The organism is Lysinibacillus sp. SGAir0095 (genome assembly GCF_005491425.1).
In the GTDB taxonomy this organism is placed as follows: Bacteria; Bacillota; Bacilli; order Bacillales_A; family Planococcaceae; genus Ureibacillus.
This window is the reverse complement of record NZ_CP028083.1, coordinates 3,764,292-3,789,521: the sequence shown is the minus strand read 5'-3', so window position 1 is coordinate 3,789,521 and position 25,230 is coordinate 3,764,292. Positions and strand designations below refer to the sequence as shown.

Sequence of the window (25,230 nt, the reverse complement as noted above, 5' to 3'; positions counted from 1 at the left end):
ATATAAATTTTAGCTTGTCACATAATTGAATTAATTGTATGGTAAACATATGTAAATTCAAGTGTAAAGACAGGTGGATGCAGAATGAGTAAAAATACAAATACAGCACCTATTTCTCGCAATAAACTATTAAGAGTTGCGGGGGTTGGCTGGATGTTTGATGCAATGGATGTAGGGATTTTATCCTTCGTCATTGCAGCATTAGCGGTAGATTGGGATTTAACTTCCTCTCAAATGGGGTGGATTGGTAGTATAAACTCCATTGGTATGGCGGTGGGGGCATTAGTCTTTGGGGTATTTGCAGACAAGGTAGGACGCAAACAAATTTTTATGTGGACATTAATTATCTTTTCTGTTGCAAGTGGATTGTCTGCCCTAACGACTACGTTTGCAGCATTTCTGATATTAAGATTTTTTGTCGGAATGGGTCTAGGGGGAGAACTTCCGGTGGCCTCTACATTAGTATCTGAAAGTGTTGAAGCTAAGGAGCGCGGGAGAGTCGTTGTTCTTTTAGAAAGCTTTTGGGCAGGAGGCTGGTTGATCGCAGCTATTCTTTCGTACTTTGTTATTCCAGCAGAATTTTGGCCAATTGAGGGCTGGCGTGTTGCTTTAATTTTAACAGCTATTCCTGCACTATATGCAGTGTATATAAGAATTCACTTACCAGACTCTCCGCAGTTTACAGCGAAACTGGAAGCAAAAAATCGCTCTATAATGCAAAATATTGCAGGAGTTTGGCAGAAAAAATATTCTCGCTCAACATTAATGCTATGGATATTGTGGTTCACAGTTGTATTTTCATATTACGGAATGTTTCTATGGCTACCAAGTGTAATGGTGGGAAAGGGATACGATTTAATTTCCAGCTTTAAATATGTACTAATCATGACGTTGGCTCAACTACCAGGTTACTTTACTGCAGCTTGGTTTATCGAAAAATTGGGAAGAAAATTTGTCCTTGTTACTTACTTAATCGGTACTGCAGCAAGTGCATATGTTTTCGGTAATGCAGAATCGATTGCTGTCTTACTCACTTCGGGAATTTTATTATCATTCTTTAATTTGGGAGCGTGGGGGGCACTTTATGCTTACACACCTGAACAATATCCAATGGTGATTAGAGGAACAGGTACAGGTATGGCCGCAGCAGTTGGCCGGATTGGAGGGATTTTTGGTCCGCTGTTAGTTGGATATCTATTAGGTGCAGATTTTGAAATTGGATTTATATTTGGTATCTTCTGTATATCAATATTAATTGGTGCTAGTTCAGTGTTCTTTTTAGGTAAAGAAACAAAGCAAACTGAGTTGGAATAGGGACCATTTAATTGGCTGATTCAAGTTTTTCATCAAACTTGAATCAGTTTTTTTATTTTCTAGATTCCCATATCAACATTGACTCCTCCGATTTTGACAAATTTTCGACTTTTTCGGTTTAGTGTATTAAAGTTTTTTCTGAAAAATCATTGTATTCAATTTATAATAGTGATAATATCAATTATTAAATTAGTAATGTGTATGTTAACTTTCAAGTATTAAATTAATAGAGGTATTGGGGGAGCTAAAATGAGCTTTTGTGATCAAATTAAAAAGCGTTTTATCCGTCTATCTAGAGGACAGCGTAAAGTTGCTCAGTTTACTATTGATAACCCAAATGTAATAGCTACTCATATAGCTTCTGATGTTGGAAAGCTAATTGGAGTTAGTGAATCGACTGTTATACGATTCTGTTATGCAATGGAATTATCAGGTTTTTCGGAGCTGCAAGAAAGAATTAAATCAGATTTAATGGGTGAAGAGGACACGGTTGAACAATCGCATCCACTAATTTCTAAGAAGAATGTAAATCTTCTAAATGAGATAATGAACCGAGATGTAGCAAGCATTTTAAATACCATTAATATTACCAATGAAGAACAATTTGAACAGGCAATTCAATTATTGCACGAATCAAATTTCTTGTATGTACTTGGCTTGAGGCAATCCTCACCTTCTGCAAACTTCTTAACATGTACATTAAGTAATTATCGAAAACATGTTAAGCAGATCCAACCAGAGATAGAGAATATTGTGAGGCAAATAAGTGAAATGGAAGAAAATTCAGTACTCTTTGTTATAGCGCTTGACGATCTTGCTGATGATGCATTGGCAATTACTAAATGGGCAAAAAATAGGAAGGTAAAGGTAATAGCTATTACTCATTCCAGTATTTCGTCAATAAGAAGCTATGCAGATATACTGTTTACAGTCGGGGCACAAAAGACAGCGTCAACTGAAACAATAACAGCAGCACATTCATTAATTCATGCATTAGTCGAAGGAATGGTAGCACAAAATAAAAAGCAATATACAAATTTTCAAAAGGCAAACACACAAATCGATCATCACCACTTATATTTAGAAAAAGCACTATCTGTTTAAGTGTATTGCGAGAGCGTATTCGTAAATTGCGGGGGCATTTACGAATGCGCTTTTTTCTAGAAAAGTGGAGAACGCTCGCCAAGCTCCGACAACAACTGGCCGACAATAACGCCACTTCCATGTGGCAATGTCGGCACTTGTACATCCATGTACTGCGGAGATGGTGGCAAAAAGGTACACTTTGTCCTTGTAGAGAACTACTCTACTTTCAAGTGTAGAAAAGTAGAGAACAACGAAAGAACTTCTTTTTTCTATTCACAACGTTGTGTGATAAAATAAATTCGAAATAATTGAATTAAGGATTAATGGGAGGCCACATTTAATGAGTAAAGTATTAGTTTTCGGACACAAAAATCCAGATACAGACACAATCACTTCGGCAATTACTTATGCATATCTAAAACAACAAATTGGTGTTGATGCAGAAGCAGTTAGATTAGGAGAGGTAAATAACGAAACACTCTTTGCGTTAGAAAAATTCGGTTTCGAGGCACCTCGCCTAGTGAATAATGTGGCAGGAGAAGCAAGTGAAGTGATTTTAGTTGACCATAACGAGCGTCAACAATCTGCTGATGGAATTGAAGAAGTAAAGGTAACAGAAGTAATCGATCACCACCGTATTGCAAACTTCGAAACTTCGGACCCACTTTACTATCGTGCTGAACCAGTTGGATGTACAGCAACAATCTTAAATAAAATCTTTAAAGAAAATAATGTGGAAGTACCTTCTAATATTGCGGGCTTAATGCTATCTGCAATTGTTTCAGATACTTTATTATTCAAATCACCAACGTGTACAGAACAAGACGTACAAGCTGGAAAAGAACTAGCTGAACTTGCTGGTGTAAATGTAGATGAGTATGGTTTAGCTATGTTAAAAGCAGGTGCCGACCTTTCAGATAAGTCATTAGAAGATTTACTTTCTCTAGATGCAAAAGAGTTTACTTTTGGCGAAGTAAAATCAGTTGTTGCTCAAGTGAATGCAGTAGATGTAAATGATGTATTAAACCGTAAAGATGAGTTAGTAGGATTATTAAATAAAAATATTGAAGAAAATGGATTAAACCTATTCTTTTTTGTTGTAACAGACATATTAAACAATGATTCAACAGCGGTAGTAGTTGGTAATGCTGCAGAAGCTGCTGCAAGAAGCTTCGGAAAAGAATTAGTGAACAATTTAGTTGATTTACCAGGTGTTGTATCTCGTAAAAAACAAATCGTTCCAGTTTTAACTGAAGGACTCTAATAAATGAAGAGGCTGCCCCAATATGTCCCTTGAATATGGACATTTCGGGGCAGCCTCCTTAATTTGGTCGAAGGTTGGTAATGCTATTTCTTCAGCTTCAACGGATACACAGCAGGTCCTTCAATAACGTTCCCATCCTTATCAAAACGGGAGCCATGGCATGGGCAATCCCATGTTTCATCGCCGTCATTCCATCTTGTTTTGCAGCCCAAATGTGTGCATTTCGGCGCTTCCATTCGTGTTAAATATCCTTCTGCTAAATTAGCGGTTACAAATCCAATTGTACTTAAGCCGCGTAAAAAATTTTTTCCAAATTGATCCCGAGTAGGGCTGTATAGATGTGTTGCTTTGTGACTTTCATGTGTAATTAAACTTGAAAGGATCTCTCCAGCAACAAGCGAATTAGATAGCCCCCATTTTCGGTAACCGGTAGCGATATAGAGATCAGGCGTGTCCTCCGAAATTTGCCCAATATAAGGAACTAAATCAGGAGTATTTGGATCCTGTGCACTCCACAGGAATGGTGGCTCTGGTAAATTAAAAGTCTCTACCATCTCCTCCTTTAATGATTCATAATAGCTTTGTGTATCCTCGACTTCTCCGGCAATATGGCTTTTACCTCCATAAATGAAATAAGGGGTACCCCCAATTGAGGCAGTACGAATCGTTCGAGAGGATTCTTCAACAGATAAGTATTGACCTTTAAGTAATTCGGTCGTTTCTGAAGCAAGTAGATAAGAACGGTCAATGGATAATTTTGTTGTGATTAATCCCTTAATGGATTCTATTGGGTAGTGAGTACATAAGACTAGCTTCTTAAAAGTAACCTTTGAGTCGTTGTCGGTTAGTACGAACTTCTCATCGATTTCAACCTTGGTTACACGACTATTTGTGTACACGGCAGCCTCATTATCTATAGCCAATTTTAAAAAATGAGTCGCAAATTTTGTCGGGTGGATTTGAGCTGTGTCCTCCATTTTTAGAGCAGACGTTACATCAAAAGGTAGCTCTGTTTCTGTCGTTTCAACTCCAGGAATGTTTAATTCATTATAGGCATATAATTCTTTTTCTATAGTTTGTTTTCCGGGAATAGTAGTTGCATATAAATATGAATCCACTCTCTCAAAAGAATCTTCTGAAGCCACTTGAAGTGCTGATTCAATTGCATTTCTATTTGCTTCATAATAGGTGAACACGTCTTCAGCAGAAAAGTATTTTAACAGCTTGGAATAAACGACGCCGTGTTGGGGAGTTAATTTGCCGGTGGAATGTCCAGTTGTACCGATAGCAAATGCTGGCTTTGCTTCGAGCAGAACAACTTTCATGCCTTTTTTGGCAAGGAGATAAGCAGTATATATTCCAGATAATCCGCCACCAACAATACATACGTCACAATCTAAAGAGTTTGATAAAGTAGAAAATGTAGGGATTTCTACATCTTTTAGCCATAAAGAATTTTGCATAATAGCCTCCAGTTTACTCATATTTAACACAATCAAAAGTATCAAAATGAATAGAATAATGTAGTAAATTTCACTATTTTGGTGAAATTAGTGATTTTATATAAAGTATTGGAAAAAAAGAATGACTATATTCAAATGAGCACTTTAATTGTCGGAAAAATATTTCACTCGTACAATGAAGAAAAGAGGAGGAATAGCTGATGAAAGTAGAAGTATGGTCAGATTATGTTTGTCCATTTTGTTATATTGGAAAACGTCAATTAGAACAATCAATTAAAGAGGCTGGATATGAAGGACAAATAGAAGTAGAGTTAAAGAGCTTCTTACTCGATCCAACGACACCTATTGATACGGACAAATCGGTATACGCTAGCCTAAGTAATAAATATAATATTTCGGAAGAACAAGCCAAAGAGATGACGAAAAATGTTGCTGAACGTGCAAAGGAAGTAGGATTAAATTACAATTTCGACATTATGAAAGATGCAAATACAACTGCTGCGCATCGGTTGTCAAAATGGGCAAGTACTAAAGGTAAAGGTACAGAGCTAAGTGAGAGATTTTTACAGTCATACTTCTTAGAAGGCGGTGCCATCGGAAAGCAAGATGTTTTACTGAGCTTAGTAGAAGAGGTAGGGCTTGATAGAGCTGAAGCACAGGAGATATTAAAGGGCAACCAATTTGTTGAAGAAGTACAGAAAGATATATCGGCAGCACAAAATTTAGGTGTTCGCGGAGTTCCTTTCTTTGTCATTGATAATAAATACGGAATATCAGGAGCACAACCAAAAGCTATATTTGACCAAACAATAGCAAAAGCTGCAGATGAGGCAGGTTTACAGCCGAAATTAAAGATGGTTGGAGAAGATGGTTCCGTTTGTATAAACGGGCAATGTGATTTGTAGAAATTACCATTCATTCAATATTCTATAATACTAGATTGTCATTTCAGTCAAAAGTATGAGGTCTATTCTATTGAAATACTATTTTAACTCCTTTAAGATTACTCTTATGTTTTATATTAAAAAAGAATTTCTTAAAGGAGTTTTATATTATGACAAACGTATTAGTTATTAAAGCGAACAACCGCCCAGATGGCGTTTCAACTAAAATGTACGAAACATATATTGAAGAAGCAAAAAAAGTCGAAGGTGTAAACCTAACAACTTATGATTTGTTTGAAGAGGATACACCATATTTTGGACAAGAGTTATTTAATGCTTTTGGTAAAGTTCAAAACGGTGAAGAATTGACTGAAGTAGAATCGCGTCTTTTAGCAGCAAAACAAAAAGCTATGGATGCTGTAACTTCTGCAGATGTGGTCGTTCTTGCTTTCCCGCTTTGGAATTTAACAATCCCTGCAAAATTACAAACTTTCATTGATTATGTTTACTCAGCAGGATTTATGTTCAAATATTCTCCTGAAGGTCAAATGATTCAATTATTAACTGACAAGAAATTTGTTGTACTGAACGCTCGTGGTGGGTATTATTCAGCTCCAGAAGCACAGCCTATGGAAATGTCAGTGAACTACATTAAAAACGTATTTGGTGGAGTAGCAGGTATGACGCTACTTGATGAAGTAATCATCGAAGGACATAATGCGGAGCCAAATAAAGCACAAGAAATTATTGCTGAAGGAATTGAACGCGTTAAAGCATCTGCAGAAAAATTAGCTACAGTCAATGTATAATAATTAATAAATTCGAGCCCCCAGCGACTTAAAGCGTTGGGGGTTTCTTGTCTTTATAACTCGTGAATAGATACTTGGCCCTCAGCCATGTTCTGATGCAAGTTTTAAATTTATCTTTTACGATCAAAATTTTGAAAGCGAGACCCTTGGAAAGTAAGGAGTCCTAAGTCAGCTTCGGCAAGCAAACCATATTCGTTACCGGAGATTTCAAATTCCATTCGATCTCCACTTTCTACTTGAAATGTTGAGTAATACCAGGTACGTGAATTTTCACCTCGTACTTCTGTTCGCTTGGCTACTACTTGAGCGGGAACAGTTAAAACTGGGGAAGCGTTATTTTTAGCATTCGTTTTAATACTAGAAATAACTCCCCAGATAATCATCCCAAAAACAAAAATAAAAACAGCCCCAATAAAAATTGGAACAAGACTAAATAGTATATCTTCAAAAAACATAAACATTCGCTCCTTTAAAGCTTATCATAATACAATCTACTAATCTTCTTGTCGAAATGAATAGAATCATAAATGAATTCATAAAATCATGAAGTGATGATAACCAAAGGGAGAAAATCATTCAGACGACTTTTAGCATCGACAAAAGAAATATGTATGATTGAAAATACGTTTAGAAATAGTAAAAGTTTCAATATTGTACCAATTTTTTCCTGCATTTAGCTTTTAAGGAATTTTAACTCTGTAGATGTTCAAGTTATATCCTTAAATTGATATAATTTGTGTTGAACTTACTTTTCGTAACTAAATGTAAAATGGTACACTAGATTTGGAATACGCATATAATAAATTCATTCGAATCTTTGTAAGTATATTACTTAATTTGAGGTGTAATGATGAAAGAATCTACAATATGTCCTCGTTTATCGAAAGCGATGGAGCTACTTGGAAAGCGTTGGACAACATTAATACTATATCAATTATTAGAAGGGCCTCAGCGTTTTAATGAAATCGAATCAGCATTACCTGTAAGTGGTCGTCTTCTTTCTGAACGTTTAAAGGAACTAGAGAAAGAGGGGATTGTTGAAAGGAAAGTCTACACAGAAATACCTGTTCGTGTAGAATACTTCCTTACAGAAAAAGGAAGTGCATTAGAGGGAGCTATACGTGAAGTTGAGAAATGGTCACAATGTTGGATAAAATAAGGCCATGTATCACTTGTCAAAAAGCTTTTAATTACCCATACTAAAAAAGAGTATGTAGTAGAAAGGAAATTTGCTTTTATGACAATTAAGCGATGGGCAGAAGATTTAGCTCAAATGGTAAATCCTAGTAATATCAAGATTAATGAATCTTTAAAAACATATACAATGACTAAACTTGGGGGCAATGCAGATGTTTTTGTCCTCCCTGAAACTGAAGAAGAAGCAGCTGCGATTGTTAAATATGCACATCAACATGAAGTTCCCTTATTAATGTTAGGTAATGGTTCTAATATGGTTGTCCGTGATGGCGGTGTACGTGGAATTGTTATTTCTTTTACAAAGCTTGATGCAATCCGTGTTGATGGAGAAAAAATTTATGCACAGAGCGGGGCACTCATTAAAGAAGTATCGCGTCTAGCAGCGGCAAGTAGTTTAACAGGCTTCGAATTTGCATGTGGTATACCTGGATCGGTTGGCGGGGCAATGGCCATGAATGCAGGAGCGTATGGTGGAGAAATCAAAGATATCATAATAGATTGTACCGTTTTAACAAAAGAAGGAGAACGTATCGTTCTATCAAAAGAAGAACTTGAACTTGGCTATCGAAAAAGTATTATTGCTAAAAAAGAGTATTTCGTTCTCTCTTCCAACTTCCAGCTAAAAAAGGGAGATCAAAAAGAGATAGATGAAATGGTTGCTGACTTAACTTATAAGCGAGAATCGAAACAACCTCTAGAATATCCTTCAGCGGGTAGCGTCTTCAAACGCCCGCCTGGATATTTTGCAGGTAAATTAATTCAAGATAGTGGCCTGCAAGGTAAAGGTGTAGGTGGTGCTGAAGTCTCAACAAAGCATGCTGGATTTATTATCAATAAAGGCAATGCAACAGCAACTGACTATATCGAAACAATTGAGATGGTTAAACGCACTGTAAAAGATAATTTTGATGTAGAGCTTGAATTAGAAGTGAAAATTGTTGGTGAAGATTTAACAAATTAAGATCTTAAAAGCGCCTCTCGTTATGAAAGGCGCTTTATCTTTCTTAACAAGAGCAAAAACGATAATTTATACATAGTGGGGTTTGCAAATGAAATTTATATCTTGGAATGTGAATGGCATACGTGCCTGTGTGAAAAAAGGTTTCTTAGATTATTTTAATGAGGTAAATGCTGACTTTTTTTGTATTCAAGAAACAAAATGTCAGGCTGGACAGATTGAACTACCATTAGAGGGATATCACCAGTATTGGAATTATGCTGAGAAAAAGGGCTATTCAGGTACCGCAATTTTCACAAAACATGAACCACTAACCATAACATATGGTGTGGGGGAAGAAGAAAGTGAGTCAGAAGGACGTATTATTACATTGGCGTATGACAAATTCTATCTAGTAAATGTGTACACGCCTAACTCTCAGCGTGATCTAGCAAGATTACCAAAACGACTTCAATGGGAAGAAAAGCTTTCTGGGTATTTAAAGGAATTAGATGCTAAAAAGCCAGTTATCTACTGTGGAGACTTAAATGTGGCCCATGAAGAGAAGGATTTAAAAAATGCAAAATCAAATATTGGGAATTCCGGTTTTACTTTTGAAGAACGGGGTAAAATGACAGAGCTGCTTCAATCCGGGTTCACAGATTCATTCCGCTATTTTAACTCAGAGAGAGAAGATGCTTTTACTTGGTGGTCTTATATGAATAAAGTACGTGAACGCAATATTGGTTGGAGAATTGATTATTTTATCACTTCAAACCGAATCGTAGAACTGGTCCAAGAGACAGATATTCACGCCCATGTATTAGGAAGCGATCATTGCCCGATACTATTGGATATAAACCTCACTCTGAAATGAGTTGAGAATAATTAATGTGGGTAGGCGAAATCTTTGTTCAAGCCAATTTTATTAAATGTAACAGAAGAAATTGTACAAGGCCTAGTAAGATTTTTGTTGCATAGTCCGGATTATCAAACATTTTGTGATTGTAACTTCTGTCAAATGAATATTTGTGCAGATGCCTTGAATCATTTGCCGACATATTATGTCTCGACAAATGATGCTAGAGAAGAGGCATATTCTACATTAAAAACATCAGAACATATCGAGTTGTTAAATAAAAAAATAATCATAGCCATTCATACAGTTGGAAAAAAACCTAACCATATCAAATAAATGTCCAATTAGTCCGTTATTGACTTTTTGGACATTTTTCTTCAAGTTTAATTTTCAAAAAGTGAGATAACTCCTTTTAATTTGTTTTAAGTTACCTTTTTTGGGAGTGTTGTAGTAAAATTAAACTGATATTTTGAAAGTGAGGAGACTTGTTATGCCAACACCTAGTATGGAGGATCATATCGAGCAAATTTATTTGTTAATCGAAAATAAAGGATATGCGAGGGTGTCGGACATAGCTGAAGCATTATCTGTTCTTCCTTCTTCAGTAACAAAGATGGTGCAAAAATTAGATAAAGACGGATATTTAATATATGAAAAATATAGAGGGCTTACATTAACATCCAAGGGCGAAAAACTGGGTAAACGTCTTGTTAAAAGGCATGAATTACTTGAGCAGTTTTTAAGACTAATTGGGGTAGATGAGGGACGCATATATGAGGATGTTGAAGGAATTGAACATCATTTAAGCTGGAATTCGATTGATCGAATCGCCGATCTAGTCCAACTGCTTGAAGAAGATACAGACCTAGTTAAAAAGTTAGAAGCAATGAAGGAACAATAAAAGCACTTCTATTTGAAAAGTGGAAAGGAAAGACAAAATTGAACGAATTACAATCAGGTCAAGTTGTTGAATTAACAGTATTAGAGGAACAGGGGTCAAAGTGGATACTAACGGATGGACATGCAGAAATTCCTTTAAATAGCTCTGATGTACAAGGCTCACTAAGAGTTGGTGAACGAATCAAAGTCTTCCTATATGCAGATCGTCGCGGCAATTTACAAGCTACAACTGCTATCCCAGCGATTTTACAAGGTGACTATGGCTGGGCCAGAGTTATTAAGGTGACGAAAGAGGGAGCATTCGTAGATATCGGTTCATCGAGAGAAGTTTTAGTAAAGGCTGAGGATTTACCTCCTATAGAAAGTGTATGGCCTGAAGTTGGAGATCATCTTTATTTAACACTTCGTACAGATCGCAATGGTGACTTATTTGGTCGTTTAGTAACAGAAGAAAAGGTGAACGAATTATATGAGGGTGCCTTTGAGGAAATGCACAATAAAAACGTTAAGGCACGCCCTTATCGACTATTACCTGTAGGCTCATTCTTACTGGGGATTGAAGAACCCTATCGTATTTTTGTTCATAATTCAGAAATGTACACTGAACCAAGACTTGGTCAAGAGGTAGAAGTACGAATTATTGCAGTAAAAGAAGATGGCTCATTAAACGGTTCTTTACTCCCTCGAAAGCATGAAAGACTTGGACAAGATGCACAAGTAGTTTTTGAGTATTTACAAAGCGTTGGTGGTAAGATGCCATTTAGCGACAAATCTACACCTGAAGAAATAACTGAAATGTTCCATATGAGTAAGGGTGCATTTAAGAGAGCGTTAGGTACGTTAATGAAAGCTGGTAAAATCAAACAACAAGATGGTTGGACAGAAATTTTATAGAGAAGTGATAAGCTGTGGCCAGGTCGTTATATCGTGTCACAGCTTACTCTGTTAAAGAGGCAATATTTCCAATTCGCCTGTTATGATAGACGAATTGGAACCTTTTACTTTTTTTTACGTACTAATTGTTGAAAAACATAAAAAGGGGATGCTTTTACATGAAACGAAAGTATTTATCGATTGTTGCGACATTGGTATTGTTAGTTTCTATGATTATGCCAATGAGTGCATTAGCTGCTGATAATAATAGTCAAAATGCCATAAATGAAAAATTAGGAGTGCCAATTATTGTTTACGGAGCAAATTTATCTGAGGATGAAAAATCAATTGTAAAAGAGGCACTTCAAGTAGACAAGGAACCAGAAGTTGACGAAATTACAGTTTCGGGGGAGGATTTAGTCAAATATATTAGTGCTAGTAATCCAAGTTCAAGAATGTATTCTTCGGCAAAAATCACCCGTGAAGAAGAAGGAAAAGGACTAATTATTAGTATTGTTACACCAGACAATATTACACAAGTTACATCTGAAATGTATGCGAATGCAATGTTAACTGCAGGGATTGAAGATGCAACAGTCGAAATTGCTGCACCAAAACCTGTAACAGGCCACTCTGCTCTTGTTGGTATTTATAAGGCATACGAAGTAAAAACGGGTGAAACATTAGATACAGAACGTACGGATGTAGCAAATGAAGAACTATCTGTTGCAACTGAAATTGCGGAAAATGCCAATATTAGTGATGAACAAATTGCAGAATTATTAACTGGGATAAAACAACAAATTTCGGAGTTGAACCCTGCAACAAAAGAAGAAGTAGAGCAAATTGTAACAGACCAATTAGCGAAACTAAATATTGAATTAAGTGAGCAGGATCGTCAGATGTTAGTGGATTTAATGAATCGTATTAGCCAGTTGGATATTGATTTTTCAAAGCTATCGGAACAATTATCTGATTTAGCAACTTCTTTTGAAGAGAAATATGGAGAAATTCTAAAAGATGAAGGTTTCTGGAATGGTGTCAAAGACTTTTTCAATAAATTGATGGATACTGTTTCATCCTGGTTTAAATAAAATCAGTTAGCTGGAATCTCTAAGAAAAGCGAATCATTACCATTAGTTTCCTAACTATGTTATATTTTTAGCAAATGGGAGGGATGAAGATGGATTTTAAATTAACAGAGAAAAGTCCAAAACATTTTGCTTTTGAATATGAACAAGATGGAGAAAAACTAGCTGAAATTGAATGGGTAGAGCGTGATAACATTATGGATATGAACCATACCTATGTTTCAAATGCGTTGCGCGGTCAAGGGGTAGCAAAAAAATTGCTAGATAGAGCAGCGGATTATGCTAGAGAAAATGATTTGAAAATGAATGCAATTTGCTCCTATGTAGTGGCAGCATTCGAAAAAAGTGAAGCTTATAACGATATAAAAGCATAAAAAAAGAGTGCCTAAATTGTAGTTGCAGCTACTTTTAGGCATTCTTTTTTAATGCGTATAATATTATATTAAAGGCATAAAAATAAGCCTAAACGCTATCATACAGCGAATAAGCTTATTTAAGTATTTCTAATAAATAAAAGTGAAACCGTAAATAAATGTTGTTAGGAGTGTTGAGGCGACAATAATGGAAGTGACCTCTTTCCAATCGTAAGTAATTTCTTTGTTATTCATCATCAGTTGTTCCTCCTTTAGAATTTGCATATTATTTTGATTTTGGATTTTTTCATTAGGAGTACATGCACTAGTATGATTTTTTTTGTGAATCGTATTTCAGTATATATATAAATATTCATCCAAATCCAAAATTATGCATTTGTGTATGTTGTTATTTATCCTTTCCACATTTTGATAGATTTAAAACAAGTGATGAGAAGTTTAAATGAGCTAGTTTGGGGAAAAGTAAACCATAACATTTTTACGGAGGGGATTAATAATGGCAAAGCTAAAGGGAAAAGGTATCGTAATTACAGCGTTGGTTGCTAGTGCAGCATCATTTTTAAGTAAGAAGAAGAATCGTGATTATACAGTTAAGTTCTTTAAAGACATGAAAGCTCAATTTTTTGGCTCCAACATGACACAAAATAACTCATTAAAAGAAATTGCTGAGACAGCAGCAGGCCCAACTTCAACTAAAATTCGAGAAAATAACTTTATCTCTGAGGGTGGGGGACAAACTGCTTTAGCCTATTACAATGAAAATGACCAGCATCCGGTGCACTAAAATTAGAAAAATCGACAACGTTTCAGTGTTGTCGATTTTTTTATATAAAGCATTAAAAATTAATCGAAGAGATACTCTTTTGAATATTGTTTACCAAAAAGTAAATCATATTGAAGCATTTCATACATTTCTTCTAATTCCCTCGATTCTTCAGGGGTTTTGTTATATAAGTCTCCATTGCTATCAACTTTAACCGTACTTATATAGCCTGGTAATTGTGTGGAAAATTTCTTTAAGAACTCGTAATACTTAGGCATTTCTAATCCAGCATTTTCAAAAATAATTGGTGATAGAAAAGCGGGACTTAGTAGATCAGGAACTTTAACTTGGTCCCCAAAATTTTTCCACACAACTAATGGTGTCTGTCTAATGAGAGATTGATTTTCTAAATAAGAATTCTCACTGTTTAAAAAACCAGTTTCGTTGTACACAGCCATTTCTGTACCCAAGGAAGGTAGATGATCACCAAACATAACGATAAGTGTAGGTTCCTCGCTATTATTAAAGTACTTGATCATACGACTTAATTCATAGTCTGAATCAGAAATACCAGTGGCATAGGATTCAATCATATCTAGATTGCTTTTAGAGATATTATTTTCTACTGTAATTGAATTTTCTTCATATAAATTTGCAACATAAGGACTATGATTCTGCATGGTTACTGCATATACAAAAACTGGCTCTTCCTTTTCTTCTATTTTATCGATGATTTCATTAGTAATTGTTTCATCTCCAATATATTGACCTTTAATTGGTGCATCCGTCAAATCCTCGCCTGATATAAAATCGCTAAATCCTAAATAATCATAGACAGTTTCTCGATTCCAATACCACCCATGATAAGTGTGTAAAGCAAATGGATAGTAACCTTTGTTTTCAAATACACTAGCCAATGAAGGGATATCCTTTTTGATGTATTGTTGATATGCACTTGAACCGCTTGGTAAGAATACATTGGATAGACCTGTCAGCGCTTCAAATTCAACACTGGATGTGCCACCACCAAATGTAGGAGATAAAAGTGCACCACTCATATTATGACGAATCGTAGGGATTGGATCTTTGTTAAATTCCACAGACGCTAATCTTGTAATGTCAAAAAGAGATTCGCTCATGATTACGATTACATTTGGCTTGGCAGTTTCATCAGCAGAATCTGCATTAAAATCTAGAGAATCTGCAATCTTTTTAATGGCCTCCTCTGAATAGCCATCCGGTTTATCAATAAAAACATCTGGCAAGTACAAAACAAATGATAAAATTAAACCGTTAATCGAAACGTTTGTCTTAGGAGTAGATAAAGCATTGCTAATGCCATACTTTGCAAATACTTGCTTTGTCGGGTTCTTATCATTCAATATAAACCCTGTTATTAAAAGCAACGAACAAATTAATAAAATAACTCTTGGAATCCACTTCACTTTATAATTAGGCATGAATTTGCAGAAAATAACTAATAGAGCTATCACAATTAATAATAGAAATAAATACTTTAAATCAACAACCTTAGCTACCAATGGAAATAAATCGACTAATTGTTCATATAAAAACATATCCCACGGATAGAGAGGCTCGTTTAATATTTGAAGCTTGTAGTAATTTATAACATTCATTAGGGTAAATAAAATAAATGTTAACGATAAAGAAATCGATATATTATTAAAGATAGCATAAATCAATAATTGGAAAGACAAGATGATTAGATATGTAAAACTGATAATCCAAAATTTGTTATTCCCCATCCAATCCATTACAACGTTTAAATCTCTTGAATATAAATATTGAAATGCAATAATCTCAGCTAATGGTGCAAGAAAGAATAAAACTGCCAATAATATAAGAAGCCAATGTTTTTTTATAAAGTTCATGATATCAACTCTTTTCTCCAATGAGAGATTGAATGTAAAGGGGTATTTACATTATTAATAAAAATTTATCAATTTTTAAAATATTATAACATTAATGTAGAGCGCAGTATATGAATAAATTTGCAGCAGTAGATCAGTAAAATAGAAAAAGAAAAAAGGGTAGCCTCACATAATTGTGAGACTACCCTTTATATGTTATTAAGCTTTAGAGATTTCTTTTTTCATTGTTTTGTTTTTAGCAAGGTTTACATGCCAAGAAAGAGCTTCCTCTAAAATGTGAGGAGTTTGGGCATTACCTGTTGCTTCAACAGCACGGTTGTAGTAATCCCACATTTGTTCTTTGAAATCAGGGTGAACACAGTTTTCGATAATTAATACTGCACGCTCTTTAGGTGCTAGTCCACGTAAGTCTGCAATACCTTGTTCAGTTACAATTACGTCAACGTCATGTTCAGTATGGTCTACGTGAGATACCATTGGTACGATTGACGAAATAGCGCCGCCTTTAGCATAAGATTTCGTTACGAAAATCCCTAAACGAGCGTTACGCGCAAAGTCTCCTGATCCACCGATACCGTTCATCATTTTTGTACCGCTAACATGTGTCGAGTTTACGTTTCCGTAAATATCTAACTCTAGAGCAGTGTTGATAGAAATTAATCCGAGACGACGGATTACTTCTGGGTGGTTAGAAATTTCTTGTGGACGTAAAACTAATTTATCTGCATATTTTTCAAGGTTTCCGTATACTTTTTTCTGTAATTCTTCAGAAATCGTAATAGAAGTTGCAGCTGCAAAACTTACTTTACCAGCATCAATTAAATTGAATACTGCATCTTGAAGTACTTCGGACGCTACAATTAAATCTTCGAATTCAGAATCAGCAAAGCCATCTAATACAGCATTTGCAACTGAACCTACACCTGATTGAAGTGGCATTAATTTGTTTGTTAAACGACCAGCTGCAATTTCAGAACGGAAGAAATCAAGTAAAAGGTTTGCCATGTCCTGAGTTTCTTCATCTGGCGGAACGATTAATGAAGGAGCATCTGGCTCTTCAGAAATAACGATTGCTTTAATTTTCGCAGGATCGACTTTAATACCAATTTCACCGATACGTTTTACAGCATCCGTCATAGGAATTGGTTCACGTTGTCCTTGTTGTGCCGGAACATAGATATCGTGAATTCCGATAAGGCTCTCTGGGTGAGAGATGTTCAATTCAACGATAATATTTTCTGCGTACTCAGCAAATACTGGTGAGTTACCTACAGAAGTTGTTGGGATAATTAATCCATCTTCAGTAATTGCAGTAGCTTCTAAAATTAAATATTTAATAGGGCCAATAATTCCTTGGCGTACTAATTCAGCATTATGAGATAGGTGAGCATCTACATAAAAAACATTACCAGAGTTAATTTGGTTACGAATGCCTGAGTCAGCTATGAAAGGTCCACGTTTGCGAATAACCCCAGCCTCGGCTAGATACTTGTCCACTTCTGGACCTAGCGATGCACCAGTATAGATGTCAATTTTGAAATTTTCATTTTTTGCACGTTCAACTAAAGCCATTGGAACAACTTTAGCATCACCAGCGCGAGTAAAACCACTCATTCCTACTACATCACCATCATTAATAAGTGCGGCAGCTTGTTCTGCAGATACTACTTTATCTGCTAGTTCTTTTAAACCTAATCGTTTTTCAACTCGTGAATCCATATAAAAAATCCTCCCCTATATTAGAAAGTAAAAAGAGAAAACTGTTTGTTATTTTCTATTAATTTGGCTGAAGTAATTTTCAACTTGTATAATGTATAATAGCATTGAAATGTCACAAAATCTCCATAAAACGCATGAAAGTGCTTAAAAAATGTATTTTCGAGAAAAAAACGAAAGTTTCGATTGATATCGAAACTCGTTAGAGAATATAGGGGAATTGTTTGGTGTATAAAAATACAAATGACCTTTGCACCAAGTGCAAAGGTCGATATAATAAAAAGTTTATATTCTTATACTAGAATAATTTGCGATTTGGAGTAGCTTTAGTTAGCAAATCAAAAAGCATCAATACTTAGAAGCCTAATGAACGACGGAAATAACTAGCATATCGTTGACTCACAGGAATTCTTGTCCCGTCCTTCATGATAAGCAAGAAAGTTGAATGTGAATCGGGTTGGATTTCATCGATATAATCGATGTTCACAATGTAAGATCTATGGCATCGAATAAATGAATCAGGAGCTAGGAATAACTCTAAATCACTTAAATTTAAGCGGTGATATCCTTCGCGACCCATCGTTTTAACAAACGTTTTACGTAATTGAGTTTCAAGGTAAATTACTTGATCGTGTTTAATAGGGTACCAACAATCATCAATCTTAATTGTAATGTAGTTAGTTAAAAATGGTGACGGCTTTTGAGGGAAGATAGCTGTAATTGCACCTTTTGTTTCTCCTTCTTCTATAAGAGGAATACTCATCCCATAATAAGGAACTCCAAATACATCTGACTCGATGTAAGTGTTGATTTTTTGGCCATATGTCAGTGCTTTGTGAGCAGCAGAGCCATCTTTAATAGGATCGCCTGGCTTAATTTTTAGATCAACCTTTTTACTAGGTTGATAATATAAATACTCATTTGTATCCGATATTGCAATCGACGTATTTTCTGGGAAGAAATCTTTAATAATATCCATGATTTCTTCTATTTGTTTTGGTTCCACTTTTAAGACACCTCATTTTGTATACATTTTATATCATATAAAGTCTATTTTACTACAGTTTATAATAAATGAAATAGAGAAGATTACCGACAAGCTCGCGAATTTTCAGTAAATATGGTAAAAGCATTCTTATTTTTGTCACTTTTTATGTTTCCAATAAAAATAGTGTACCGTATACTAATAGTAAAGTGCCTGCTACTTGTTATTTTTAGTATTAGAATATATGTAGAAAATATGCGAATGCATTCTAAGAAAATTTAGCTTTGGTCGAGAGTAAATGCTTTGCTTTACTAACAGTTATATAGATGAAAGATGATACTTTTACCTATGTTAAAATAGAGTTTGAAAATATGCGAAATTATGGTAATATTCACTTTAGTTAAACGTAATTAATCCTTTATTCTTATGAATGGTTTAATTTAAGGTAAATTTTTAGCAAAATCTACTTAATTAGTCAGTTATTTCATATTATAAAACTATAAAAAAACTATATTCTTTATTTAATTTAGGTTATATTACAGTAGTCGATGTATATTGTTGTTGCATATAACAATATTGCAATTGTATTCTGAAGAAAGATGGGGTAATCTATGCAGCTATTTCCACATTCAATATCTGAAACAATTTCTAAACGGTACTTTCAAGAGATTGATAGTATAAATCAATATAACGGGATTGAAGATTTTTATAATATTGAATCCAAGCTGTTATTTGAAATCTTTCACTTAGAGTCGGCAAAAGCTAAAAAATCTTTGCATGAAATAATTGATATATTATCAATAAGATTCGGAAAACAAGTAATCAAAGTGGTAAGGAATTATTTTGTCATCCTGTCATCAATTGTTGCTCGCAAGCTTTTAGATAACCAAGTACCTTCAAAAAAGGCATTTGCTTTTAATTTAGCCTGCGCTGATATGATAGAAAATAATATGAAGGATGCAGAGTTTTTACAATTTGCGGATGATTTAATTGATTTTTATGTATACTTTATAGCTGATCGTAAACAACCAACCTTTAGACACCAAACAGTAAATAAAGTAATTATGTACATAAACGATGAACTTGAAAATGATTTAACAGTAGAGAGTATTGCTCACAAATTCCATATAAGTACTAGCCATTTATCTAGAATATTTAGAGAGCATGTTGGCATAACATTAGTAGAGTATTTAAATGTTAGAAGAGTAGAAGAGTCACAATATTATCTGCGGCATACAAATAAAAGTATTACATCAATATCCGATCAATTCCATTTTTGTAATCAAAGTTACTTTACAAGAATATTCAAAAAATATACAGGTGTAACACCGAAGCATTTTCGTGATGAATTGCATCATGAATTTTACCGTTTTGAAATCCCGGAACTTGAGTTGGAAAACGTCTAATTCAAAGTCGATACAGTTGACAGATTCTATGACGGATAGGGATTTTATTAATTCTAAACTTTATCCTCATAAGTAAAAACATCAACTCGACCCATATAGGTCGAGTTGAGTTTTTCTAACAAGCAGTATTTTGTCAATAGTGTAGTATCTTATGATATGACCTCGTATTTGATATTCATAAAGTTATTACTGTATACTTCAATTTAGCTAAATAAAATAGTAGGTGGAAAAATGAAAAAACTGAAACTTTTTTCAATGCTAGGACTTATGCTGTTCGTCTTAACAGGGTGTCAAGCTGTTGAAAATCAGGAAGGCTTCTTTTATAATACGTTTGTTAGACCGATGAATTGGTTGTTAGAGTTTTTGGGTAACGATCTTTTTAACGGGAGCTACGGTTTAGCAATTATTGCAATCACAGTAGGTGTTCGATTAATTTTAATGCCATTCATGTTGAAAAACTACCGCTCTCAATCGGCGATGAAATCAAAAATGGATGTCGTTAAACCAAAAATGGATGAGATTCAAGGACGTCTAAAAGCTGCTCAAACAAAAGAAGAGCAAATGGCAATTCAGCAGGAAATGCTTAGTTTATATCGCGATAACGGAATTAACCCATTAAATCTTGGGTGTTTACCAATGATTATCCAAATGCCAATCATTATGGGATTATACTTTGCCATTCTATATTCAGGTGATGTAAAAACCCATGAATTCTTATGGTTTAATTTAGGATCACCTGATATTTTAATGACGGTAGTCGCCGGGATTGTGTACTTCATCCAAGCAAAAGTTTCGCTATGGACAGTTCCTGAGGCTCAAAAAGCTCAAATGAAATTAATGATTTATATCTCGCCAATTATGATCGTGTTTATTTCATTCACTTCCATGGCCGCGCTACCTTTATATTGGTCAGTAAGTGGTATACTACTAATTCTTCAAACGTATATTGGTAGAAAGTATTTCTCAGAGCATCCGGTTACGCCCGATCCAGTTACATTAGATAAAAAATAATCCAAAGGCCGAGGTAAACTCCTCGGCTTTTTTTATGTGTGCCAGGCATGGCAACTATCTAGGTGGTGAAAGTCCACTGTGGGGGTACACATCGACCAACCACTAAGGAAGCGCAAGGTACTTATCGTGAGATAAGGGCTGGAGGAAGCGTGGAATAAAATCTTGACTTGACGAACAGAAATCTGATACCAAGGCTATACAAAGGGATAAGACTCCATAACAAGTCAAAGTCCAAAAGATGTGCGTAACTTTGTAGGGTAAATCAGGCGAGTAAAAGAGGAAAGGTAGTTGTCTTACCCTGGGAGGTCTTGCGGATGTATATAGATACAGTCGAAAACGGTTAGTCGCAAGAAGTCAGCAGAAGCCATAGTAATGACATTTGGTCATGAAGGGCCGAACAATTTATAGTGTTTCAACGCCACAAATGCGTAAGTGACGGACTCCGAATGTGTTAATGGTGAAAGTATGAGCGTATCTCAAATGATAGCCAAAATGGAGATATTACTTACTACGTGAGAGGAAAGGAGAAACGAGTGTGCAACTATTAGAAAAGATTCTAAGCAATCGAAATATGAATGAAGCCTACTTACGTGTCTTTAGAAATAAAGGTGCAAGTGGGGTCGATGGAATAACGGTCGATGAACTTAAACAGTATCTGAAAGAAAACAAGGATGAGCTACGTGAGCGCATCAGAACTAGAAAATACCAACCACAAGCTGCCTTACGAGTGGAGATCCCAAAAGAAAATGGTAAGATGCGCAAACTGGGAATACCAACAGTAGTGGATAGGGTCGTTCAACAGGCAATTCATCAAGTACTCAGCCCGATATTTGAAAAAGAGTTTAGTGAATACAGTTACGGTTTCAGACCAAATAGAAGTTGTGAGATGGCAATTATAAAAAGCCTCGAATTTCTGAATGATGGACACGATTGGATAGTGGACATTGACCTTGAAAGATTTTTCGATACAGTCAACCATGATAAACTAATGCGAATTATATCCAATACAATCGTTGATGGAGATGTCATTTCTTTAATAAGAAAATACTTGGTCAGTGGGGTCATGGTAAAGGGTACATATGAAGAAACACCAATTGGAACTCCGCAAGGAGGAAACCTCAGCCCACTGTTAAGTAACATAATGTTGAATGAACTGGACAAGGAACTAGAAAGTAGAGGGCTTCAATTCGTGAGATATGCGGATGACGCCCTTATCTTCGTAAAGAGCGAGAAGTCTGCAAATCGAGTGATGGAATCAGTCGTGAAGTTTATAGAGAAGAAATTAGGGTTGATAGTCAATGCAGAAAAGAGTAAAATCGCTCGTCCAAAAGATTTGAAATTCTTGGGGTTTGGATATTATTACGATTCAAAATACAAGAAATATCAAGTTCGACCACATCCAATGTCAGTACAGAAATTTAAAAGGAAACTTCGGCAACTAACTAAGCGAAACTGGAGCATTCCGTTAGACTACCGAATATTGAAACTAAAACAAGTAATATTTGGTTGGGTAAATTACTTTAGAACTGCAAACATGAAAACGGCTATGCGTGAAATTGATATGAAACTACGCTCAAGAATAAGGGTAATTATTTGGAAACAATGGAAGGTACCAAGAAAACAGATTCGGTCGCTAATCCAATTAGGGATACCCGAAGAAGAAGCCAAAGGCTTAACATTCTGTAGGAAAGGTTATCGATTTATCGGATTATCGAAAGTTGTTCAAAGAGCAATGTCTAATAAAAGACTAGAACAGAGGGGAATACCCTCTGCTCTTGAACGTTACTTAGAAGTACACACTGTAATATAAATTGAAACGCCGTATACGAGACCCGTACGTACGGTGTTGTGAGAGGGGCGAAAATAAGTTAATTTATTTTCCCTCTACTCGATTTCCTCAAGTAGGAAATTCATTAAAGCATAAGTAGACTAACTGAAGACGAATTGAGCAGCATATTATTCTTAAAATTTAGGGGAGAAAATTAGGGTCAAATGGGGAAAACAGTGCTAAAATAAAAGCATTGTATAGGAAAGAGGCTCGTACGATTATGAAAAGAACGACAACTTATGGGTATAAGAATGATAGCAAAAAGAAATACATATGGATTAGTGTGGGCGTAGTAGTTATTTTGGCGGCAGCAATTGCTGTTTTTTACTATTTCTATCAAAATAACGAGAATAAGACGGCACAACCTGCTCCGACTGAATCGGTTGAGGAGCAAAATAGTGAACAAGAAGAGAAAACTGAAGAAAATGAATCGAATCTTATGGATGAAGGAAACACAACGGATTCAAATGAGGAACAGGGAGAATCAGAACAGCAAATTACTAATAACGGCTATATTGAAGGGCAACCATTGCCAACAGAACCAACCTTTGTTGAAGGGGTTCTCATAGCCAATAAAAAGTATCCATTGCCAAGTACGTTTGCCCCGGGTGAAAGCGAAGAAGCCCGTAATGCATTTGAACAAATGGCAACTGATGCAAGAATAGCTGGTTTTGAGCTAGTTGCATTTAGTTCTTACCGTTCTTTTGAATATCAAGATACGCTCTATCATAATTATGTTAACCGCGATGGGCAAGATAATGCAGATCGCTATAGTGCAAGACCTGGATACTCTGAGCATCAGACTGGGCTAGCCTTTGATATTGGTGAAAAGGGAAAAGAGGATTTATGGCTAACTGAAGAATTTGGTGAAACAGAAGCGGGAAAATGGCTTGTCGAAAATGCACATAAATACGGATTTATCCTTCGTTATCCTCAAGGGAAAGAGGAAATTACAGGATATATGTATGAATCTTGGCATTTCCGATATTTGGGTGTAGATTTAGCTGGAAAGGTTAAACAAGCGAATGTAACCTTAGAAGAATATCTAGGTGTTGAGTAAAAAAGGATGGCGCTTAAATGCGTCATCCTTTTTAATATACCTTAAAGGTACCATTACAAGATGGGTGTTAATAATCTCGATATGGATTCCTTGAATTTAATAATACCTGAACGATTCTCATATTTTTCAATTGTTAACTCTGTGCAATCGAATATATCCTTTTCGAATATTTCTGCCAGCTCATGGGAAAGTGTACGATCATAAATAAAAGCATTAACCTCAAAGTTCAAACTAAAGCTGCGAACATCAATGTTCGCTGTACCTACTGTCGAGGCTTCATCATCTATGACGATGGTTTTTGCATGAATAAATCCTTTTTCGTAAATATAGATTTTGGCTCCGGCTCGTAATAGTTGACCAACATATGAATAGGTAGCCCAATACACAAACATATGGTCAGGCTTATTTGGAATCATGATACGTACATCAATTCCAGAAAGCGCGGCGATTTCAATTGCATTTAAAAAACTATTATCTGGTATGAAATAAGGTGTCTGGATGTAAATATAACGCTTAGCGCTCATGAGTAGTTTCAAATACCCATTTTTGATTGCTGGGAATTCTGTATCGGGCCCACTTGAAACAATTTGCATTGCAATGTCGCCTTTTTTAGGAATGGCAGGGAAGTACCTTTCGGAATAGTTGATATTATTATCGCTGGCCTGGTTCCAATCTAATAAAAAGCGAGTTTGAAGGGGATGGACAGAGCTCCCTTCAATCCTTAAATGCGTATCGCGCCAATAACCAAATCTCTTATTTAAGCCTAAGTATTCATCGCCAACGTTGAACCCACCGATATAACCTATGCGCCCATCAACGATGACAATTTTACGGTGGTTTCTAAAGTTTAAGCGCGGATTGATGAGTGGGAAAATAGAAGGGAAGAATACTTCTACCTCCCCACCAAGTTTAAGTAGTGGTTTGAAATGTCTCTTTTTCAACCCTCGCGAACCCATTTCGTCATAAAGAATTCGAACCTTCACACCTTGTTGCGCTTTCTTTAAAAGTGCAGTATAAATGCGTTTTCCTAGATTATCTAATTTAAATATATAGTATTGTACGTGGATATGATCCTTTGCATGCTCGATATCTTCGAGTAAAGCCTCGAACTTTTCAGCCCCATCATCATAAAGCTGGATATGGTTATCTTGTGTTAAAACGGAATCACTTGTTTTTAGATTCATATGAATTAAAGTTTTATATTTACCAACCTCGTCGAAACGGAAATCAAGTGAATTTTCCTCAAGGGCCTCTATTTGATAGCTGATTAGTTTATCAATCCCGATATCCTTTTGACCTTCCCACCTAAATAAATGCTTTTTACGCATGGGTCTACCAAGTAATAAATACAATATAAATCCAGCTAACGGTAGGAAGAAAAGTACGAGTGTCCACGCCCAAGTAGAAGAAGGATCTTTTCTTTCTAAAAAGATGACCATAATAGCAAGAATGATATTTACTATGAGAACTATCGGAATAACAGATATGGTATTAAAGAAAATACTCATATGACTGCAC

Annotated in this window: 24 protein-coding genes; 18 read left to right on the top strand and 6 right to left on the bottom strand. The window is 35.5% G+C overall.

All coding sequences use genetic code 11. From position 1 onward, the window contains the following. Nucleotides 1–84: 84 nt before the first annotated feature. The 3 genes from C1N55_RS18590 to C1N55_RS18580 all read left to right on the top strand — a co-directional run bounded on the left by C1N55_RS18590 (nt 85) and on the right by C1N55_RS18580 (nt 3,664). The gene (locus tag C1N55_RS18590; RefSeq protein ID WP_137730171.1) at nt 85–1,314 is read left to right on the top strand and encodes an MFS transporter; all 1,230 of its coding nucleotides are present in this window, start codon (nt 85–87) and stop codon (nt 1,312–1,314) included. A 249-nt stretch (nt 1,315–1,563) separates the two neighbouring features. Further along, a complete protein-coding gene (locus C1N55_RS18585; protein ID WP_137730170.1) occupies nt 1,564–2,418 on the top strand; it encodes a MurR/RpiR family transcriptional regulator in 855 nt (284 codons plus the stop codon). Between the two features lie 322 nt (nt 2,419–2,740). Continuing rightward, the gene (locus tag C1N55_RS18580) at nt 2,741–3,664 is read left to right on the top strand and encodes a manganese-dependent inorganic pyrophosphatase (protein WP_137730169.1); all 924 of its coding nucleotides are present in this window, start codon (nt 2,741–2,743) and stop codon (nt 3,662–3,664) included. Nucleotides 3,665–3,747: 83 nt separating this feature from the next. Here the strand turns inward: C1N55_RS18580 and C1N55_RS18575 are convergent, their stop codons facing one another. Further along, a complete protein-coding gene (locus C1N55_RS18575) occupies nt 3,748–5,127 on the bottom strand; it encodes an FAD-dependent oxidoreductase (RefSeq protein WP_137730168.1) in 1,380 nt (459 codons plus the stop codon). Nucleotides 5,128–5,327: 200 nt separating this feature from the next. Between C1N55_RS18575 and C1N55_RS18570 the strand changes: the two genes are divergently transcribed. Both C1N55_RS18570 and C1N55_RS18565 read left to right on the top strand, forming a co-directional pair. After that, nucleotides 5,328–6,032, top strand: coding sequence for a DsbA family oxidoreductase (locus tag C1N55_RS18570; RefSeq protein WP_137730167.1), 705 nt, complete (start codon nt 5,328–5,330; stop codon nt 6,030–6,032). A gap of 149 nt (nt 6,033–6,181) precedes the next feature. Continuing rightward, a complete protein-coding gene (locus tag C1N55_RS18565; protein WP_137730166.1) occupies nt 6,182–6,820 on the top strand; it encodes an FMN-dependent NADH-azoreductase in 639 nt (212 codons plus the stop codon). Between the two features lie 110 nt (nt 6,821–6,930). On the opposite strand, the gene C1N55_RS18560 is transcribed toward C1N55_RS18565, so the two are convergent. After that, entirely contained in the window at nt 6,931–7,275 is a 345-nt protein-coding gene (locus C1N55_RS18560) for a DUF2500 domain-containing protein (RefSeq protein WP_137730165.1), read from the bottom strand. A 395-nt stretch (nt 7,276–7,670) separates the two neighbouring features. Between C1N55_RS18560 and C1N55_RS18555 the strand changes: the two genes are divergently transcribed. The 9 genes from C1N55_RS18555 to C1N55_RS20845 all read left to right on the top strand — a co-directional run bounded on the left by C1N55_RS18555 (nt 7,671) and on the right by C1N55_RS20845 (nt 13,835). Continuing rightward, nucleotides 7,671–7,979, top strand: a complete 309-nt coding sequence (locus tag C1N55_RS18555; protein ID WP_137730164.1) for a winged helix-turn-helix transcriptional regulator — start codon at nt 7,671–7,673, stop codon at nt 7,977–7,979. A gap of 78 nt (nt 7,980–8,057) precedes the next feature. Then, complete coding sequence (gene murB / locus C1N55_RS18550) at nt 8,058–8,978, top strand: UDP-N-acetylmuramate dehydrogenase (protein ID WP_137730163.1); 921 nt, start codon at nt 8,058–8,060, stop codon at nt 8,976–8,978. 88 nt (nt 8,979–9,066) lie between these two features. Beyond that, nucleotides 9,067–9,831, top strand: coding sequence for an exodeoxyribonuclease III (locus C1N55_RS18545; protein WP_137730162.1), 765 nt, complete (start codon nt 9,067–9,069; stop codon nt 9,829–9,831). Nucleotides 9,832–9,864: 33 nt separating this feature from the next. Beyond that, a complete protein-coding gene (locus C1N55_RS18540) occupies nt 9,865–10,149 on the top strand; it encodes a late competence development ComFB family protein (protein WP_137730161.1) in 285 nt (94 codons plus the stop codon). Between the two features lie 154 nt (nt 10,150–10,303). Next, the gene (gene mntR / locus C1N55_RS18535; RefSeq protein ID WP_137730160.1) at nt 10,304–10,714 is read left to right on the top strand and encodes a transcriptional regulator MntR; all 411 of its coding nucleotides are present in this window, start codon (nt 10,304–10,306) and stop codon (nt 10,712–10,714) included. Between the two features lie 38 nt (nt 10,715–10,752). Beyond that, nucleotides 10,753–11,607 (top strand): CvfB family protein, encoded by an 855-nt coding sequence (locus tag C1N55_RS18530; protein WP_137730159.1) that lies wholly within the window; start codon nt 10,753–10,755, stop codon nt 11,605–11,607. Between the two features lie 209 nt (nt 11,608–11,816). Next, on the top strand, nt 11,817–12,680 hold the full coding sequence (locus C1N55_RS18525; protein WP_370452631.1) for a DUF1002 domain-containing protein: 864 nt from the start codon (nt 11,817–11,819) through the stop codon (nt 12,678–12,680). 89 nt (nt 12,681–12,769) lie between these two features. Continuing rightward, entirely contained in the window at nt 12,770–13,051 is a 282-nt protein-coding gene (locus C1N55_RS18520; RefSeq protein ID WP_137730157.1) for a GNAT family N-acetyltransferase, read from the top strand. A gap of 496 nt (nt 13,052–13,547) precedes the next feature. Next, a complete protein-coding gene (locus C1N55_RS20845; protein WP_240758332.1) occupies nt 13,548–13,835 on the top strand; it encodes a hypothetical protein in 288 nt (95 codons plus the stop codon). A 59-nt stretch (nt 13,836–13,894) separates the two neighbouring features. Here the strand turns inward: C1N55_RS20845 and C1N55_RS18510 are convergent, their stop codons facing one another. From C1N55_RS18510 to C1N55_RS18500, 3 genes are all read right to left on the bottom strand, one after another. Then, entirely contained in the window at nt 13,895–15,706 is a 1,812-nt protein-coding gene (locus C1N55_RS18510; protein WP_137730156.1) for an LTA synthase family protein, read from the bottom strand. A gap of 198 nt (nt 15,707–15,904) precedes the next feature. Beyond that, nucleotides 15,905–17,425, bottom strand: coding sequence for a succinyl-CoA:acetate CoA-transferase ScpC (locus tag C1N55_RS18505; RefSeq protein WP_137730155.1), 1,521 nt, complete (start codon nt 17,423–17,425; stop codon nt 15,905–15,907). A gap of 352 nt (nt 17,426–17,777) precedes the next feature. After that, entirely contained in the window at nt 17,778–18,428 is a 651-nt protein-coding gene (locus C1N55_RS18500; protein WP_137730154.1) for a LytTR family DNA-binding domain-containing protein, read from the bottom strand. 590 nt (nt 18,429–19,018) lie between these two features. Here C1N55_RS18500 and C1N55_RS18495 point away from each other — a divergent pair. The 4 genes from C1N55_RS18495 to C1N55_RS18480 all read left to right on the top strand — a co-directional run bounded on the left by C1N55_RS18495 (nt 19,019) and on the right by C1N55_RS18480 (nt 23,712). After that, entirely contained in the window at nt 19,019–19,813 is a 795-nt protein-coding gene (locus C1N55_RS18495) for a helix-turn-helix transcriptional regulator (RefSeq protein ID WP_137730153.1), read from the top strand. 231 nt (nt 19,814–20,044) lie between these two features. Beyond that, a complete protein-coding gene (gene yidC / locus C1N55_RS18490; protein ID WP_137730152.1) occupies nt 20,045–20,824 on the top strand; it encodes a membrane protein insertase YidC in 780 nt (259 codons plus the stop codon). 535 nt (nt 20,825–21,359) lie between these two features. Then, nucleotides 21,360–22,634, top strand: coding sequence for a group II intron reverse transcriptase/maturase (gene ltrA, locus C1N55_RS18485; protein WP_137727759.1), 1,275 nt, complete (start codon nt 21,360–21,362; stop codon nt 22,632–22,634). A gap of 238 nt (nt 22,635–22,872) precedes the next feature. Further along, nucleotides 22,873–23,712, top strand: coding sequence for a M15 family metallopeptidase (locus C1N55_RS18480; protein ID WP_137730151.1), 840 nt, complete (start codon nt 22,873–22,875; stop codon nt 23,710–23,712). A gap of 53 nt (nt 23,713–23,765) precedes the next feature. Here C1N55_RS18480 and cls read toward each other — a convergent pair whose 3' ends face one another. Further along, on the bottom strand, nt 23,766–25,220 hold the full coding sequence (gene cls, locus C1N55_RS18475) for a cardiolipin synthase (RefSeq protein ID WP_137730150.1): 1,455 nt from the start codon (nt 25,218–25,220) through the stop codon (nt 23,766–23,768). Between the last annotated feature and the right edge of the window lie 10 nt (nt 25,221–25,230).